General features: G+C 66.2%; 13 protein-coding genes and 1 tRNA gene. 7 read left to right on the top strand and 7 right to left on the bottom strand.

Annotated elements, in window-relative coordinates; all coding sequences use genetic code 11:
• Positions 1–32: 32 nt before the first annotated feature.
• Entirely contained in the window at positions 33–659 is a 627-nt protein-coding gene (locus tag NUW87_RS03430) for a DedA family protein (RefSeq protein WP_239217796.1), read from the bottom strand.
• Positions 660–795: 136 nt separating this feature from the next.
• Here NUW87_RS03430 and topA point away from each other — a divergent pair, with 136 nt between their 5' ends.
• A complete protein-coding gene (gene topA, locus NUW87_RS03425; protein WP_269027236.1) occupies positions 796–3,657 on the top strand; it encodes a type I DNA topoisomerase in 2,862 nt (953 codons plus the stop codon).
• Positions 3,658–3,766: 109 nt separating this feature from the next.
• Positions 3,767–4,804 carry an HNH endonuclease signature motif containing protein gene (locus NUW87_RS03420; protein ID WP_269027214.1) on the top strand — a complete coding sequence of 346 codons (1,038 nt, stop codon included), beginning with the start codon at positions 3,767–3,769 and terminating at the stop codon, positions 4,802–4,804.
• A 56-nt stretch (positions 4,805–4,860) separates the two neighbouring features.
• Here NUW87_RS03420 and NUW87_RS03415 read toward each other — a convergent pair whose 3' ends face one another.
• Positions 4,861–6,384, bottom strand: coding sequence for an adenylate/guanylate cyclase domain-containing protein (locus tag NUW87_RS03415; RefSeq protein ID WP_239217802.1), 1,524 nt, complete (start codon positions 6,382–6,384; stop codon positions 4,861–4,863).
• 37 nt (positions 6,385–6,421) lie between these two features.
• Here NUW87_RS03415 and NUW87_RS03410 point away from each other — a divergent pair, with 37 nt between their 5' ends.
• The gene (locus tag NUW87_RS03410; protein ID WP_269027213.1) at positions 6,422–7,621 is read left to right on the top strand and encodes a DNA polymerase III subunit delta'; all 1,200 of its coding nucleotides are present in this window, start codon (positions 6,422–6,424) and stop codon (positions 7,619–7,621) included.
• 65 nt (positions 7,622–7,686) lie between these two features.
• Positions 7,687–7,759 (top strand) — tRNA-Thr (locus tag NUW87_RS03405).
• Here the strand turns inward: NUW87_RS03405 and NUW87_RS03400 are convergent.
• Positions 7,759–9,393: an AMP-binding protein gene (locus NUW87_RS03400; RefSeq protein ID WP_269027212.1), complete on the bottom strand. Its 1,635-nt coding sequence runs from the start codon at positions 9,391–9,393 to the stop codon at positions 7,759–7,761. The genes NUW87_RS03405 and NUW87_RS03400 overlap by 1 nt on opposite strands.
• A gap of 53 nt (positions 9,394–9,446) precedes the next feature.
• Between NUW87_RS03400 and NUW87_RS03395 the strand changes: the two genes are divergently transcribed.
• The 3 genes from NUW87_RS03395 to NUW87_RS03385 are packed head-to-tail and all read left to right on the top strand — an operon-like array spanning position 9,447 to position 11,996.
• On the top strand, positions 9,447–10,271 hold the full coding sequence (locus NUW87_RS03395; protein WP_269027211.1) for a GDSL-type esterase/lipase family protein: 825 nt from the start codon (positions 9,447–9,449) through the stop codon (positions 10,269–10,271).
• Between the two features lie 9 nt (positions 10,272–10,280).
• Positions 10,281–11,375 (top strand): S-(hydroxymethyl)mycothiol dehydrogenase, encoded by a 1,095-nt coding sequence (locus NUW87_RS03390; protein ID WP_269027210.1) that lies wholly within the window; start codon positions 10,281–10,283, stop codon positions 11,373–11,375.
• On the top strand, positions 11,376–11,996 hold the full coding sequence (locus NUW87_RS03385) for an MBL fold metallo-hydrolase (protein WP_269027209.1): 621 nt from the start codon (positions 11,376–11,378) through the stop codon (positions 11,994–11,996).
• Here NUW87_RS03385 and NUW87_RS03380 read toward each other — a convergent pair.
• Genes NUW87_RS03380 through rfbA form a run of 4 tightly spaced genes read right to left on the bottom strand, consistent with a single transcriptional unit; the run spans position 11,993 to position 14,700 of the window.
• The gene (locus NUW87_RS03380; protein WP_239217814.1) at positions 11,993–12,337 is read right to left on the bottom strand and encodes a DUF2304 domain-containing protein; all 345 of its coding nucleotides are present in this window, start codon (positions 12,335–12,337) and stop codon (positions 11,993–11,995) included. The genes NUW87_RS03385 and NUW87_RS03380 overlap by 4 nt on opposite strands.
• The gene (gene ppgS, locus NUW87_RS03375) at positions 12,334–13,023 is read right to left on the bottom strand and encodes a polyprenyl-phospho-N-acetylgalactosaminyl synthase PpgS (RefSeq protein ID WP_239217816.1); all 690 of its coding nucleotides are present in this window, start codon (positions 13,021–13,023) and stop codon (positions 12,334–12,336) included. Before ppgS ends, NUW87_RS03380 begins: the two co-directional genes overlap by 4 nt.
• 13 nt (positions 13,024–13,036) lie before the next feature.
• Positions 13,037–13,834, bottom strand: coding sequence for a glycosyltransferase (locus NUW87_RS03370; RefSeq protein WP_269027208.1), 798 nt, complete (start codon positions 13,832–13,834; stop codon positions 13,037–13,039).
• A gap of 2 nt (positions 13,835–13,836) precedes the next feature.
• Positions 13,837–14,700, bottom strand: coding sequence for a glucose-1-phosphate thymidylyltransferase RfbA (gene rfbA / locus NUW87_RS03365; protein ID WP_239217822.1), 864 nt, complete (start codon positions 14,698–14,700; stop codon positions 13,837–13,839).
• Between the last annotated feature and the right edge of the window lies 1 nt (position 14,701).

The following is a 14,701-nucleotide window of genomic DNA, read 5'->3' as shown; positions in this document are numbered from 1 at the left end:
ATCGACGGGGCTTCCGCTCGGAGCCCCGTTTTTTATATGTTGCTGACCCCTTGGCGCACGTCACGCCACTCGGCGAGCTTGTTCTGGCCCTTTTGAATCAGGTAGCCGACAGACGAGCCGAGCACCACGCCCAGAAGCATCGCCAACAGCGGGTAGTCCTGCAAGATGCGCCCGCCCAGGTAGCCGACGCCGACGCTCAAAAACGCCCACAAAATCACGCCGATGGTGTCGAAGAAGACGAACTTGAACCAGTTGTAGCGCACCGACCCCAGCACAATCGTGGCCACCCAGCGCGCCCAGGGGATGAAACGCGCGACGATAATCGTCGCGCCCGCGCCGCGGTTCATGTTCCGGCGCACCCAGCGGATCGCCTGGCCCGCCTTCGACTCCGGGTCCAGCGCCTCCACCCGGCCGATGAGCTTGCCGCCGAGCGCGAAGCAGATGTTGTCGCCGATGATCCCGCCGATGATCGCCGCAACGATCACGCCCCACACGCTCGGCACCCCGCGGGAGGCGGAAAACGCGCCCGCCAAGTTCAGCACCGTCTCCGACGGCACCACAGGCGCCAGCGCATCAGCGACAATAAGTACCGTCACCAGCGGGTAAAACACCGGCATCGCCATGAGCGTATGCAGGAAATCGATGAGGGAATCGACCACGTAGACGCATCCTTTCCGCCCCCGGCCAATACGGCACCGGGGCACCCGAGCAGTGTAGTCCTATTACCCGGGTGCACAATCGTGTGCTAGTTGTCTGTTAGGCAATAACTCTGTGCAAAGCGAGGTGTCAGTCAACGTGGCTGAAGGCGGCAAGACTCTGGTGATCGTGGAGTCCGCGACGAAGGCGAAGAAGATCCAGAAGTACCTGGGCGACGACTTTATTGTGGAAGCCTCCGTCGGCCACATCCGTGACCTGCCCGGCCGCGCCGCCGACATCCCCGCCAAGTACAAGAAGGAACCGTGGGCCAAACTCGGCGTCAACCCCGAAGACGGCTTCACGCCCATCTACGTCGTCTCCGCGGACAAGAAAAAGAAGGTCACCGACCTCAAATCCAAGCTCAAGCAGGCCGACAAACTCCTGCTCGCGACAGACCCGGACCGCGAAGGCGAAGCCATTGCCTGGCACCTGCTGGAAACGCTCAAGCCCAAGGTGCCGGTGGAGCGCATGGTGTTCAACGAGATCACCGAATCCGCGATCCGCGAAGCCGCCGAAAACACCCGCGAGCTGGACATGGCGCTCGTCGACGCCCAGGAGACCCGCCGCATCCTCGACCGCCTCTACGGCTACGAAGTCTCGCCCGTGTTGTGGAAGAAGGTCATGCCGCGCCTGTCCGCCGGGCGCGTGCAGTCCGTGGCCACCCGCGTCATCGTCGAGCGTGAACGCGAACGCATGGCGTTCATCCCCGCCGAGTACTGGGATCTGGTGGCGGAGCTGCACAAGGACGAGACGTTCGACGCCAAGCTCGTCGCCCTCGACGGCAAGCGCATCGCCCAGGGTCGCGATTTCGATGACCGGGGGCGGCTGAAGGGCGAGGCGGTGATCGTCGATAAGCAAAAGGCGCACTCGCTTGCCGACGCGCTGGGCACCGCGCCCATGCACGTCACCGCAGTGGAGGAAAAGCCCTACTCGCGCAAACCCTACGCGCCGTTTATGACCTCCACGCTGCAGCAAGAAGCCGGGCGTAAACTGCACTTCACCTCCGCGCGCACCATGCGCATCGCGCAACGGTTGTACGAAAACGGCCACATCACCTACATGCGTACAGACTCGACCTCCCTGTCCAAGCAGGGCTTAGATGCCGCGCGCTCCGCCGCCCGCGAGCTGTACGGTGCCAATTACGTCACCGACGCGCCGCGCACCTACGACCGCAAGGTGAAAAACTCGCAGGAAGCCCACGAAGCCATCCGCCCCGCCGGCGAACGCTTCGCCACCCCCGGGCAACTGGCGGGGTCCTTGGACGCCGAGGAGTTCAAACTCTACGAACTCATCTGGGCGCGCACCGTCGCCTCCCAGATGCAAGACGCCCGCGGCACTTCGATGAAGGTCACCGTCGCCGGCGACGCCGCTGGGGAGAAGTGCGAGTTCGCCGCCACCGGCCGCACCGTCACCTTCCCCGGTTGGCTCCGCGCCTACTCCGACCGCCAAGCCAACGAAACCCGCCTGCCGCAGCTGGCCAAGGGCGACGAGCTGGCCACGCAGAAGGTCACGGCCGACGGCCACTCCACCAACCCGCCGGCGCGCTACACCGAAGCCTCGCTGGTGAAAAAGATGGAGGAGCTCGGTATCGGGCGCCCGTCCACCTACGCGTCGATCATCAAAACCATCCAGGACCGCGGCTACGTCTTCGTCCGCGGCAACGCGCTCGTGCCGTCCTGGGTCGCGTTCTCCGTGGTGGGCCTGCTGGAGAACAACTTCGACGCGCTCGTGGACTACGACTTCACCTCGTCCATGGAAGACGAGCTCGACGAGATCGCCCACGGCAACCAGGACCGCACCAAGTGGCTGTCCGGCTTCTATTTCGGCGACGCCGACGCACGCGAATCCATGGCGCAGGCACTCGCGCGCCGCGGCGGGCTGAAGCACATGATCGAGAACAACCTCGAGGCCATCGACGCGCGCGCGGCGAACTCGCTGAAGCTTTTCGACGACGCCTCCGGCCGCCCCGTCGTCGTCCGCGTCGGACGCTACGGGCCCTACATCGAGCGCGTGATCGGCGAGAAGGACGGCGAGCCCGAGTACCAGCGCGCCAACCTGCCCGAGTCCGCCACCCCGGACGAAATCACCTTGGAGATGGCGGAGAAACTTTTCGCCACCCCGCAGTCCGGCCGCGAACTTGGCGTCAACCCCGCCAACGGCCGCACCGTGGTGGCGAAGGAGGGCCGCTTCGGACCGTACGTCACGGAGCTCGTGCGTGACGACGAGCGCGCCACCGCCGAAGCCCGTGCCGAGGAAGTCATCGCCGCGGAGCGCGCCGAGGAGGATAAGCAGCGCGCCGAGGAAGGCAAACGCGCGAAGAACTGGGAGACCAAGACGGCGGCTGCTCAGAAGGAAAAGCGCATGGCGCAGCTCGTCGACGAGCAGCTCAAGCCCGCCACCGCGTCACTGTTTTCCACGATGGAGCCGTCGAGCGTCACCTTCGACGAGGCGATGCAGCTGCTGTCGCTGCCGCGCGAGGTCGGCGAGGACCCGGCGGACGGTGAGATGATCACCGCGCAGAACGGCCGCTACGGCCCGTACCTGAAGAAGGGCTCCGACTCGCGCTCGCTGGCCAGCGAAGACCAGATCTTCTCCATCACGCTGGAAGAGGCCCGTCGCATCTACGCCGAGCCGAAGCGCCGCGGCCGCGCCGCCGCGAAGCCGCCACTGAAGATGCTCGGCGACAACGACGTCTCCGGCAAGCCCATGACCGTCAAGGACGGCCGCTTCGGTCCGTACGTCACCGACGGCGAGACGAACGCGTCCCTGCAGCGCGGCGACACCCCGGAAACCATGACGGACCAGCGCGCCAACGAGCTGCTCTCCGCCCGCCGCGCCCGCGAGGCGGAAGGCGGCGGCAAGAAGGCCACCAAGAAGAAGGCGACGAAGAAGAAGGCTGCCAAGAAGGCGACAAAGCCGAAGCAGACCACGAAGCGCGTAGTGAAGGCCCGCAAGCGCTAAAGCTGTTGCTGTGGATAACCGGCGTTGGTTGTTGACGCTTCAACGCGGTTATCCACAGATTTTGATTTGGGTCTTGTTCGAGTTGCGTGGCCGCCATAGCTTCTGGGCCATGAACTTCACCGACTTCGTTACCGCAGGCGTGGGTGTCCTCGCCGACTTCGACCGCGACGTAGCCATGGCCGCCGGCCTATCGTCTGGCCGGGTGCGCGATTTGGCGCGGGTGCACCACACCTACTTTGGGCCGACCCAGTTCACCCGCAAACAACGCGACGCTTTAGCCGCCGCCGAGGGCTTACCGGTCGACCAGCTCGTGCACATCGAGAAAAAGCTCCTCGCCGTCGAAGGAGCCGCGGAACGCTGGCGCATCCGCCTCGACCTGGTGCGCCACCGCGGCTCATATAGGGCCCTGACCAAGCGGATCAAACGGTTGATCAAACAACCCATCAAACCCGCAGCACCCTCGTGCAGGTTTAGCCGCTCCAAGGCGGGCATGCGCACCATGATCCTCACCTACAACGAGCGCGACCTGGCCGATCTTGAGCACCTGCTGCGCAAACTCATCGACGCAGACGACCCAGCCGCCGCCCAAATGGCCCACACCCTCATCAGGATCCTGCGCGACGGCAAAGGCATACCGAAGGCGAACTTCCGCCCGATCATCCTGGTGCCGATCGCCGACTGGGCCCGCATCCAATCCGGCACCGGCGATGAGGTCACGCTGATCTGCACCGACGGCACCACCATGACCGGTGCCGAATACATGGAGCACGAATTCGGCGACATACTCGAAGTCGCCGCGTTCCACCCCCAAGAAGGCCCCGTCAACCTCTACCACGCAAAGCGCTGCGCCAACCCAAAACAAAAGACCATGTCGAAACTGCTCTGCCCGGCCTGCGCGTTTCCCGACTGCAAGCACTCGGCCGAGACCACCCAAACACACCACATCAACGCCTGGCGCTTCGGCGGGATGACCAACATGGACAACCTCGCCGAACTGTGCCCGTTCCACAACGGGGTCAACGCCGACAACCGGCACGGCCCGTTCGGCTACATCGACAACCCCAACGCTCGCATCCGCTGGGTCGCACCCAACGGCACGAAAGTCCCGATGACCACCCCAGGCGCGATGGAACTGCTCTTCGACTAACACCCACCCCCACACACCCCGCCCCACCAGGCGGGGCACACCGGCATGCCCAAAAACTACGAGCGGTCGGCCAACGTGGAGCGCACCGGGCGCGCCAGCTGCGTCATCTTGCCGCGGCCGCGCAGCTCCACGGACTTCATCAGCGTCCAGCGCTGCTGCTCCACCTCGTTCGCCGCGCGCAGGGTCGCGGCGTTGGTCAGCACCAGGCCCGGAGTGTCCTTCGCCATATCGGTCAGGCGTGCCGCGGCGTTGACGGCGTCGCCGATCACGGTGTACTCGAAGCGGTCCGAGCCGCCGATGTGGCCTGCCACCACGTGCCCGGACGCCACGCCGATGCCGGCGCGCAGCTCCTGGCCGGCTAGGTCCCGTTGGAGTTCGCGGGCGGCCTGGAGGGCGTGCGATGCGGCGTCGTGAAGCGAAACGGGCGCCCCGAACACCGCCAAGGCCGCATCGCCCTGGAACTTGTTAATCACGCCCTTGTTGCGGTGCACCACCTCGACGACGACGTCGAAGAAGTCGTTCAACGCCGCGACGACTTCCTCCGGGGTGTGGTCCACGGCGTAGGTGGTGGACCCGACGACGTCGATGAACAGCACCGCCACCTTGCGTTCCTCGCCGCCGAGCTCCGGGATCTCCTCCAGCGCCTTCTGCGCCACCTCCGCTCCGACGTACTGGCCGAAGATGTCGCGGACGCGCTGGCGGTCGCGCAGCCCCTTCATCATCTCGTTGAACCCTGCCTGCAGCACGCCGATCTCGGAGCCGTCGTAGATGTCCACCTGCGTGTTCTGCTCGCCTCGGCGCACACGGTTGATCGCCGCCTGCAGCTCCTTGATCGGGTCGACCACGCTCATGATCACCAGCGCGGTGCCCACAAATCCGGTGGCCATGCCGGCGGTGATCAGCGCGACAATAGCGGAGGTGAGCTCGCCGACGTTGCCGGTGAAGTAGCCGTGGCGTTGCGCCACCGTCAGCAACAAAACGCCCACCATCGGCACGGCGGAGGTGGTGAACCACGTCAGGTACAGCTGCCACTTGATCGGCGGCTGCAGCGTGGAGTCCTCGAAGCGGCGCGCCAGAGCGGAGGCGGCGATGGGGCGCACGAGGCGCTCGGCCTGCAGGTAGGTCAGCACCGCGGTGACAAAGGCGGTCAGCGAGGCGGTGGCGAGGACGACGGTGGCCAGGCGGACGTCGACACGCCAGGCCCCCGCGGTGACAATCGCGATGCCGATACCCCACACGCCCACCACAATGATGGTTTGTAGCACTGGCAGCCGCATGACCAGGTGGCGCACCATGTTCGGGTCGTGCCCGTCGGGGTGGCGCTGCCATTCCAGCACGGGCCGGAACAGGTACAGCGTGACCACGATGCCCAGAACGACGGCGACGGCCGCGTAGATCACGCCGATAGCGCCGAGTTGCCCGCCGAGGCCGAGTTCACGCACTTCCGGCATGGGGATGAGGTAGCGCACGAACAGCATCGAGCCGATGGCGGCGATGACGTTGGTTCCCAGCACGGTCGCGGCATATAGGGGCCAGGACGTGCCCCAGAGCCACCGCAGATCGCGCCAGAATCGTTCCATGGTGTATCACCTTAGCGCGCGGGTAGTGTGATCATCCGTGACTACCCGTAGCGTCAGTGAGCGGCTTGCCGGTACGCCGGCGGTGCGCGAGGCAATCATGTCGGCGGCGACGGCCGCAAGGCTTGGCGACGGCTACGCCATGACCCACGCCTGGCTTTTCATCGGCCCTCCGGGGGCGGGTCGCTCGCAGGCTGCGTTGGCGTTCGCGGCGGCGCTGATGTGCACGGACCCGGACGAGGTCGGGTGCGGGCGCTGCGAGGCATGCCGGCTGGCGTTGGCGGGCACGCACACTGATTTGCTGCACGTGGTGCCGCAGCGGGTGAACATCCCAGTGGATTACGTGCGACGCACGATCGTGCCGCAGGCGGCCCGCCTGCCGACGGTCGCCGCTTGGCGCGTCATCATCATCGAAAACGCCGACCGGTTGAACACGGACGCCGCCGACGCGTTGCTGAAGACCGTGGAGGAGCCGCCGGAGCACACCGTGATCATTATGTGCGCGCCCTCGGCGGACCCGCAGGACTTTTCGCAGACGCTGCGGTCGCGCTGCCGCCACCTGTACGTGCCGGCGCCGACGGAGGACGAGGTTGTGCGCATCCTGGTCGAGGAGGAAGGCGCGACCGAGCACGACGCGCGCCTTGCCGCCGCGGCGACGATGCGGCACGTGGGGCGTGCGCGGCTTTTGGTGCGCTCGGACCAGGTGCAACAGCGCCGCTCCATGGCGATCAACCTGGCGGAGCTGGTGTTCCACGGCGCGCAGGCGTTCCAGGCCGTCGGCGGGCTGGTCAAAGCGGCGGAAACCGAGGCGGTGGAGGCCCACAAGGCCGAGGACGAAGCCGAGCGCGCGAAGCTGGAAAACGCCCTCGGCATGGGCGCGAAAGGCAAAGGCGCGGGCAGGGCGTTGGGTGGCGTTGCGTCGTCGATAAAAGCGCTCGAAGAGGAGCAGAAGAAACGCGGCACCCGCCGCAAACGCGACATGTTCGACCTGGTCCTGGTGGACCTGGCGGGGGTGTACCGCGACGCGATGATCATCCAGTCCGGCGCCGGTCTTGCCCTGATCCACCCGGACTACGAGGGCTTGGCGCGAGAGATCGCGGAGCGCACCACCCCAGAAGGCCTGGTGGAGTGCCAGGAGGCCATCGCGCAGTGCCGGGAGCGGTTGGCGCAGCAGGTGCAGCCGGCGGTGGCGTTTGGTGGGATGCTCGGCCGGATTCGGCTCGCCTGCAAGGTGTCCTGAGCTGCCGGTTTCTTAGTTGCCCTCGGCTGCACTACACTTTCGCGGTGGTGCATCTTGTATGCCCGGCCACTATAGCTCAGTCGGTAGAGCATCTCACTCGTAATGAGAAGGTCGCGAGTTCGATTCTCGCTGGTGGCTCAATTTTTTTGCCCTAAACCGGGCAGAAACCGTGGCACGACCTTGCCCACGGCGTTGCGCGGCAGCTCGTCCACGAAGTGCACGTCCCGGGGGATGGAGTGGTCGGCCAGGTGGGCGCGCACCCAGTCGCGCACCGCATCGGCGGTGAGGTCGGCGCTTTTGACCACCCATACGGCGATGCGCTTGAACATTTGCTCGTCGTCGACGCCGTGCGCGTACACCTCACCGACTCCCGGCATGTCCTCGAGCACTTCCACCACGGATTGCGGGTGGACGTTTTCGCCGCCGACGATGATCATGTCGTCGTTGCGCGACTGCACGTGCAAATACCCGTCGGCGTCGAGGTAGCCGAGGTCGCCCATTTCCACCAGGCCGTCGATCTCCACAGTCTCGGTCGCCGGGTTGGTGTAGCCGCGCAGCGCGGTTTCGTTGTGCAGGAAGATGCGGCCGGTTTCGCCGGTGGGGACTTCGTTGCCGTGGTCGTCGTAAAGCTTGAGCACCGTGCCGGGCGGGATTTTGCCCACGGTGGTGGGGTCGGCCTGCATTTGTTCGGGCGAGGCGGCCGCGGCGAGTGCGAGTTCGGTGGAGCCGTAGATGTTGGCCAGAATTGGGCCGAAGCGCTCGGTGGTGCGGCGCAGCAGCGACGGGGTGACGGCGTTGCCGGCAGAGGCGAGGTAGCGCAGCGTGGACGTGTCGTAGCTTTCCTCCAGGTCCAGCATCTGTTTGAAGAAGATGGGTGAGGAGATCAACCCGTCGCAGCGGTATTTCTGAATGTCGCGGAAGCAGGCCTCCGGGTCGAAGATGCGGCGGGTGACGATGGTGGAGCGCGTCGCCAGCGCGACCTGAAGGGCGGACCAGCCCCAGGTGTGGAAGATCGACGCGGTCAGTTGCACGGTGTCGCCCGCGCGCCACGGGATGGCTTCGAGGTAGCCGGCGACCACGAACGGCATGCGCGGTTCAGGCCGCACGATGCCTTTGGGGATGCCGGTGGTGCCGGAGCTCATCAGGACTAAGTTGCCGTGTTTCGGCCAGCGGGGCAGTTGCCTATCGACGTCCATCCGGACCACCTGCCCAATCGAAAGCCCAGCGCCGCCGTCCTCGTGCGCGCGCACGATGGTGATGCCGGCGGTGTTGGCAGCGTCGGCGGGGAGGCGGTCGGCGAATTCGTCGTCGATGAACAGCACGTTGATGTCGTTTTCGGCGAAGATGCCCGCGAGCTGCTCTGGCGAGGAGCCGATGTTGAGCAGGAAGATGTGCGCCCCGGCGTAGCCTTTGGCGGCAAGCGGGAGGATGATGCCGCGGCCGTTGCGGGCCATGACGCCGATGCGCAGCTCGTCCAAGCCGCGTTCGTCCTGCACGTCGAGGAGCCACTTGGCCAGGGTGCGTGAGTCGTTGCGGAGTTGGCGGTAGGTGGTCACGCCGGTGTCGTCGATAAGCGCGATGCGCTCCGGTGCGGCGGCGGCGCCCTGTTCGACCTCGCGGGCGGTGGTGAACCAGTAGCGCGCGAGGTTGGGGGCGAGTGCGAGGGCCGCGCGGGGGCCGCCTTCGGCGCTGACGATGCCGGCGCGTGTAACGGCGGGCACGAAGCGGGCGAAAGACTTGAGTAAGAACAGCGGACGGTGGGTGGGTCGCATGTGGATAATGTAGCCTACTGTTACGCAAGAGACCTCTGTGAAAGGATTTCACCGTGTCATTTTCCCGCCGCCTCGCCGCCATTTTCGTTGCGGCGGCCGCGCTTGTCGCCCCGCTCGCCCCGGCAGCGCAGGCGCAGGACCGTAACATGGTCATCTTCGGCGACTCTGTCATCTCCGACCCGAACATGGGCCAGTGGGCCGCCGGCAAGATGGGGCTGGACCCGCGCGGGCGCTCGGATAACGGCACCTGGTGCCCGACTTCCCCCACGAACTGGGGCAAGCGCTCCGCCGCCAAGCTCGGCCTGGCTGCGCGCGACTACTCGTGCACCGGCGTGGTGACCATCTCCAAGGGCCCGGGCTTTTTCCAGCAGGTGGACCGCGCTATCGCGGACCGGGGGCTGTCCCCGGCGACGGCGCGCGTGATCATCTCCGTCGGCTTCAACGACACGTACAACAACAACTCGCGCCCGGACGGCGACATCCGCCGCGACTTCACCCGCTACATGGTTCCACAGATCAACCGCATCCGCGCCGCCGCGCCGAACGCGCGCATCCAGATCGTGGGCTACCCGAAGGTCACCGCCGGCGACCGCGTGTGCCTGTTCCACATCGCCCCGAACGTCGCAGACGCCACCCGCTTCCAAGACGTGCAGCGCTGGGAGAACCTCGCGCAGTGGATGCAGGTTGACGCCGCCCGCGCCGCCGGCGTGGAGTTTCTGGACCTGAAGCCCTCCACCTGGCACAACAACATGTGCGCTCCGGACAACAAGCGCATGTGGGCCGGGCTGGTGGACTTCTACGGCGGCCCGGGCAACCTGCCTATCCACGTGAACCAGCGCGGCCACGAGCACGTGGCAAACGTCATCGCCCGCTCCTAGTCTGGGGGCATGACACAGACTGTTCAAGGAGTAATCGCCCGTTCCAAGGGTGCCCCGGTCGAGGTCGTGGACATTGTGATCCCGGAACCCGGCCCCAACGATGTGGTGGTCAAGGTCCAGGCCACCGGCGTGTGCCACACGGACCTGGCCTACCGCGACGGCGACATCGAGGACGCCTACCCGTTCCTCCTCGGTCATGAGACGGCCGGCATTGTGGACCAGGTCGGCGAGGACGTCACCCACGTTCAGGAAGGCGATTTCGTGGTGCTGAACTGGCGCGCGGTGTGCGGCGAGTGCCGCGCCTGCCGCAAAGGCGACACGAAGAACTGCTTCAACACCCACAACGCCTCGCAAAGCATGACGCTTGACGACGGCACGTCGCTCACCCCCGCCCTCGGCATCGGCTCCTTCGCGGAGAAAACCCTCGTGCACGAAAAGCAGTGCACCAAGGTCGACCCGGACGCCGACCCGGCGGCGGCCGGCCTGCTCGGCTGCGGCATCATGGCTGGCCTGGGCGCCGCGGTGAACACCGGTGACGTGCAGCGCGGCGAGTCCGTGGTCGTGTTCGGCCTCGGCGGGGTCGGCTTGGCGGCTGTTGCCGGTGCGGCGTTGGCGGGGGCGACGACGGTGGTGGCTGTAGACGTCGATAAGCGAAAGTGCGACGCCGCTACCGAGTTCGGAGCCACCGACGCCATCTGCGCCAAGGACATGAGCGAGGACGAGGTGATCGCGGCCGTGCGCGAACTCACCGGCGGCTTCGGCGCGGACGTGGCCATCGACGCCGTGGGCATCCAGCCCACCTGGCGCCAGGCGTTCTACTCGCGCGACTTCGCCGGCCGCATGGTCATGGTCGGCGTGCCCAACCAGACCGACCACGTGGACATCCCCGCGATCGACCTCTACGCCCGCGGCGGCTCCATCAAGCCGGCCTGGTACGGCGACTGCCTGCCGGAGCGCGACTTCCCCGCGTACGTGGAGCTGTACAAGCAGGGCCGCTTCCCGCTGGGCGAGTTCGTCTCCGAGCGCATCGGCGTCGGCGACATCGAGGAATCCTTCGAGAAGATGAAGCGCGGAGACGTGCTGCGAAGCGTGGTGGAGTTCTAAATGCGCATCGACAACGTCGTTACCTCCGGCCTGTTCAAGCTCGACGGCGGCGAGTGGGAGGTGGACAACAACGTCTGGATCGTCGGCGACGACTCCGAGGTCTACATCATCGACGCCGCCCACAACGCCGAAGCCATCGCCGAGGCGGTGGGAAACAGGCGCGTGAAAGGCATCTTGGCCACCCACGGCCACTCCGACCACATCGACGCCGCGCCCGAGCTGTCGCGGCTTGTGGACGCCCCGGTGTACCTGCACCCCACCGACGGCTTCTTGTGGCAGCGCCAAAACCCGGGCGCGCACTACCGCCAGCTTCTCGACGGCGCCACGTTCAACATCGCCGGCACCGACCTGCGCGTGCTGTCCACCCCGGGCCACTCGCCGGGCTCCGTGGTCATCTACGCCGAAGAGGCTGGCGAGTTGTTCTCCGGCGACACCCTGTTCCAGGGCGGGCCGGGCGCGACGGGACGGTCGTTCTCCTCGTTCGACACCATCATCCACTCCCTGCAGAAGTCCGTGCTGGACCTGCCGGCAGAGACGGTGGTGCGCACCGGCCACGGCGACCACACCACCGTCGGCGCAGAGGCGCCGCACCTGGAGGAGTGGATCCGCCGCGGCTTCTAGCGCTCCGCGTCCTGCTCCGGCGCCTGCGCGTTCTGCAGCGCGACGGCGCGGGCCAGGCGCGCGTAGCGCAACTCCTGCTCGCGGAAGCGCGTCCACGTGGAGACGGTGACGAAGAAGAACGCCACCACCAGCACGTACAGCATCAGGTCGGTGCCGCGGGCCACACCCAGCCAGTTGGCAAGCACCGTGACATCGTCGGGGCGGGCAATCGCCCACACGGCCGCCACCATTAAGAGGGCGAAGCCGATTTTTACCCAGGCTTTGGCGTTAGCTTTTCGTCGATTAGCAAAGAAGTACCAGGCCAACGCAACAACCGCGAGCAGCAACAACGCCTGAATCATGGCAACCTCCTTGCAACGAGCCCGTCGGCGAGGATGTTCACGCCGTTGATCAGCGACTGGCCCTTCGACATCGAGTACTCCGTGTAAAGGATGTCCACCGGCTCCTCGTCCACGCGCCAGCCGTGCTTGTCAATCATGGACACGATCTCCGAGGCGTGCGACATCCCGTTCATGCGGATGTTCATCTCCTCGGCCACCGTGCGGTTGAAGGCGCGCAGCCCGTTGTGGGCATCCGTGAGCCCGAGCTTCTTCGTGCGCGGCGACAACATCACCACCGTCTTCAACACCGCACGCTTGATCCACGGCACCTGCGAGTTCTCCTGGCCAGCAAAACGGGTGCCCACGATGATGTCCAACGGCTCTGTGCGCAGCCGCTCGATCATCCGCATAACGTCTTTGACCTGGTGCTGGCCGTCCGCGTCGAAGGTGACAAAGTACTTCGCGCCGGGCTGGGCGCGGGCGTACTCCACACCGGTCTGGATTGCCGCGCCCTGCCCCAGGTTGACCGGGTGGTCCACCAGGTGGGCGCCCGCGGCGCGGATCTGCGCGGCCGAGTCGTCGGCGGACCCGTCGTTAACGCCCACGATGTTGGGGAACGTCTCGCGCGCATTCGTGAGCACGTCGAAGATGACCGTGCCCTCGTTGTAGCAAGGCACGATCAGCCAAGTGTCTGAAAATCCGCTCATATCGCCCGTTAGGTTACCCCTCGCGGTGGAACAAAGCGGCGTACACGCGCCGGAGCAAACCTGTGGGTAACGCGCGGTACGCGGTGCGCACCGCCAGGTTGAACGCCGCCCGCGGGCGTGAAACAAGGCCGTAGGCGACCAGGTTGCGCTGCATCCGCACTTCCGCGGCGAGCATCTCGCGGCCGGTGCGGCGGGAAAACTGCGCGTCGGTGACCTGGAAGTCCGTCAGCGCCTCGGGTAGGTTGCGCACCTGCCAACCGCCCGCGATCAGCCGCGCGTAGAGGTCGTAGTCCTCCATGAAGTGCACGTCCCGGTAGCCCCCGGCCTCCTTGACCGCCCGGGTGCGCAGCATCACCGAGGGGTTGTTCACCGGCGAGTTCATCTTCGCGTACGCGTGTGGGTCCTCCGGCAGGGCGCGCACCTTGCCGGTGTCACCGGGGGTTTCCGCGAACTCTTCGACCGCGGTGCCCAGCGCGCCAACTTCCGGGTGCGCCTCCAAATACTCCAGCTGCCGGACGAAGCGCTCCGGTTTCGCGGCGTCGTCGGAGTCCAGCCGTGCGGTGTAGTCGGAATCGATCGTGGCAAGGCCAGCCTGCGAAGCCGGGCCCGCGCCGACGTTCTCAGTCAGCCAGATCACCCGGGCATCTTGCTTTTCGACGACCCTCCGGACCCCCTCCGACACCGGCCCATCCGCCACAATGACCAGCTCATCCGCGGGCCGTGTCTGCGCCGCCAGCGAGTCGAGGGCGCGGACCAGGTCGTGCTCGTCGGTGCCGTGGTAGACGGTCACCAGTGCAGTAATCGTGGCCATGGTTAGTCCCTTGCTGCGTCGATGAGGTAGCGGCCGTAGCCGGATTTCAGCACCTGCTCGCCCAGGGCCTCCAGCTGCGTGGCGTCGATGAAGCCCTCACGGTACGCCGCCACCTCCGGCGAGCCGATGACGGTGCCGGTGCGCTTTTGCAGCACCTCCACGTAGGCGCTGGCTTCGCTCATGGAGTCGATGGTGCCGGTGTCCAGCCACACATCGCCCCGGTGCAGACGGTGCACCTTCAGGTCGCCGCGGCGGAGGTAGGCCTCGTTGACGGAGGTGATCTCCAGCTCCCCGCGTGCCGAGGGGGTGATGGATTTGGCGATGTCCACAACATCGTTGTCGTAGAAATACAGCCCCACCACGGCGAAGTTGGACTTCGGCTCGTCGGGTTTTTCCTCGATGGACAGCGCGGTGCCGGAAGCGTCGAACTCGACCACGCCGTAGCGCTGCGGGTCGGAGACCTCGTAGGCGAAGATGGCGCCGCCGTCGATGTCGCGCACCTGGCCGAGCACCTGGGCGATGCCGCTGCCGTCGAAGATGTTGTCGCCGAGCACGAGTGCCACCGAGTCGTCGCCGATGAACTCCTCGCCGATCAAAAACGCCTGCGCCAGTCCCTCCGGGCGGGGCTGTTCGGCGTAGTGGAGCATGATGCCGAGACGTGAGCCGTCGCCAAGCAAACGCTCGAAGTTCGGCCGGTCCTCCGGGGTGGTGATGATCAGAATCTCCCTGATGCCCGCGCTGATCAGCGTGGATAGTGGGTAGTAGATCATCGGCTTGTCGTAGATGGGCATGAGTTGCTTCGAGATGCCCTGGGTGATCGGGTACAGGCGCGTGCCCGAGCCGCCGGCGAGAATGATGCCCTTCATA

This window comes from Corynebacterium pilbarense (genome assembly GCF_026930265.1).
In the GTDB taxonomy this organism is placed as follows: domain Bacteria; phylum Actinomycetota; class Actinomycetes; order Mycobacteriales; family Mycobacteriaceae; genus Corynebacterium; species Corynebacterium pilbarense.
Note: the sequence above shows the minus strand (reverse complement) of the source record. Positions and strands in the feature narration are given on the sequence as shown.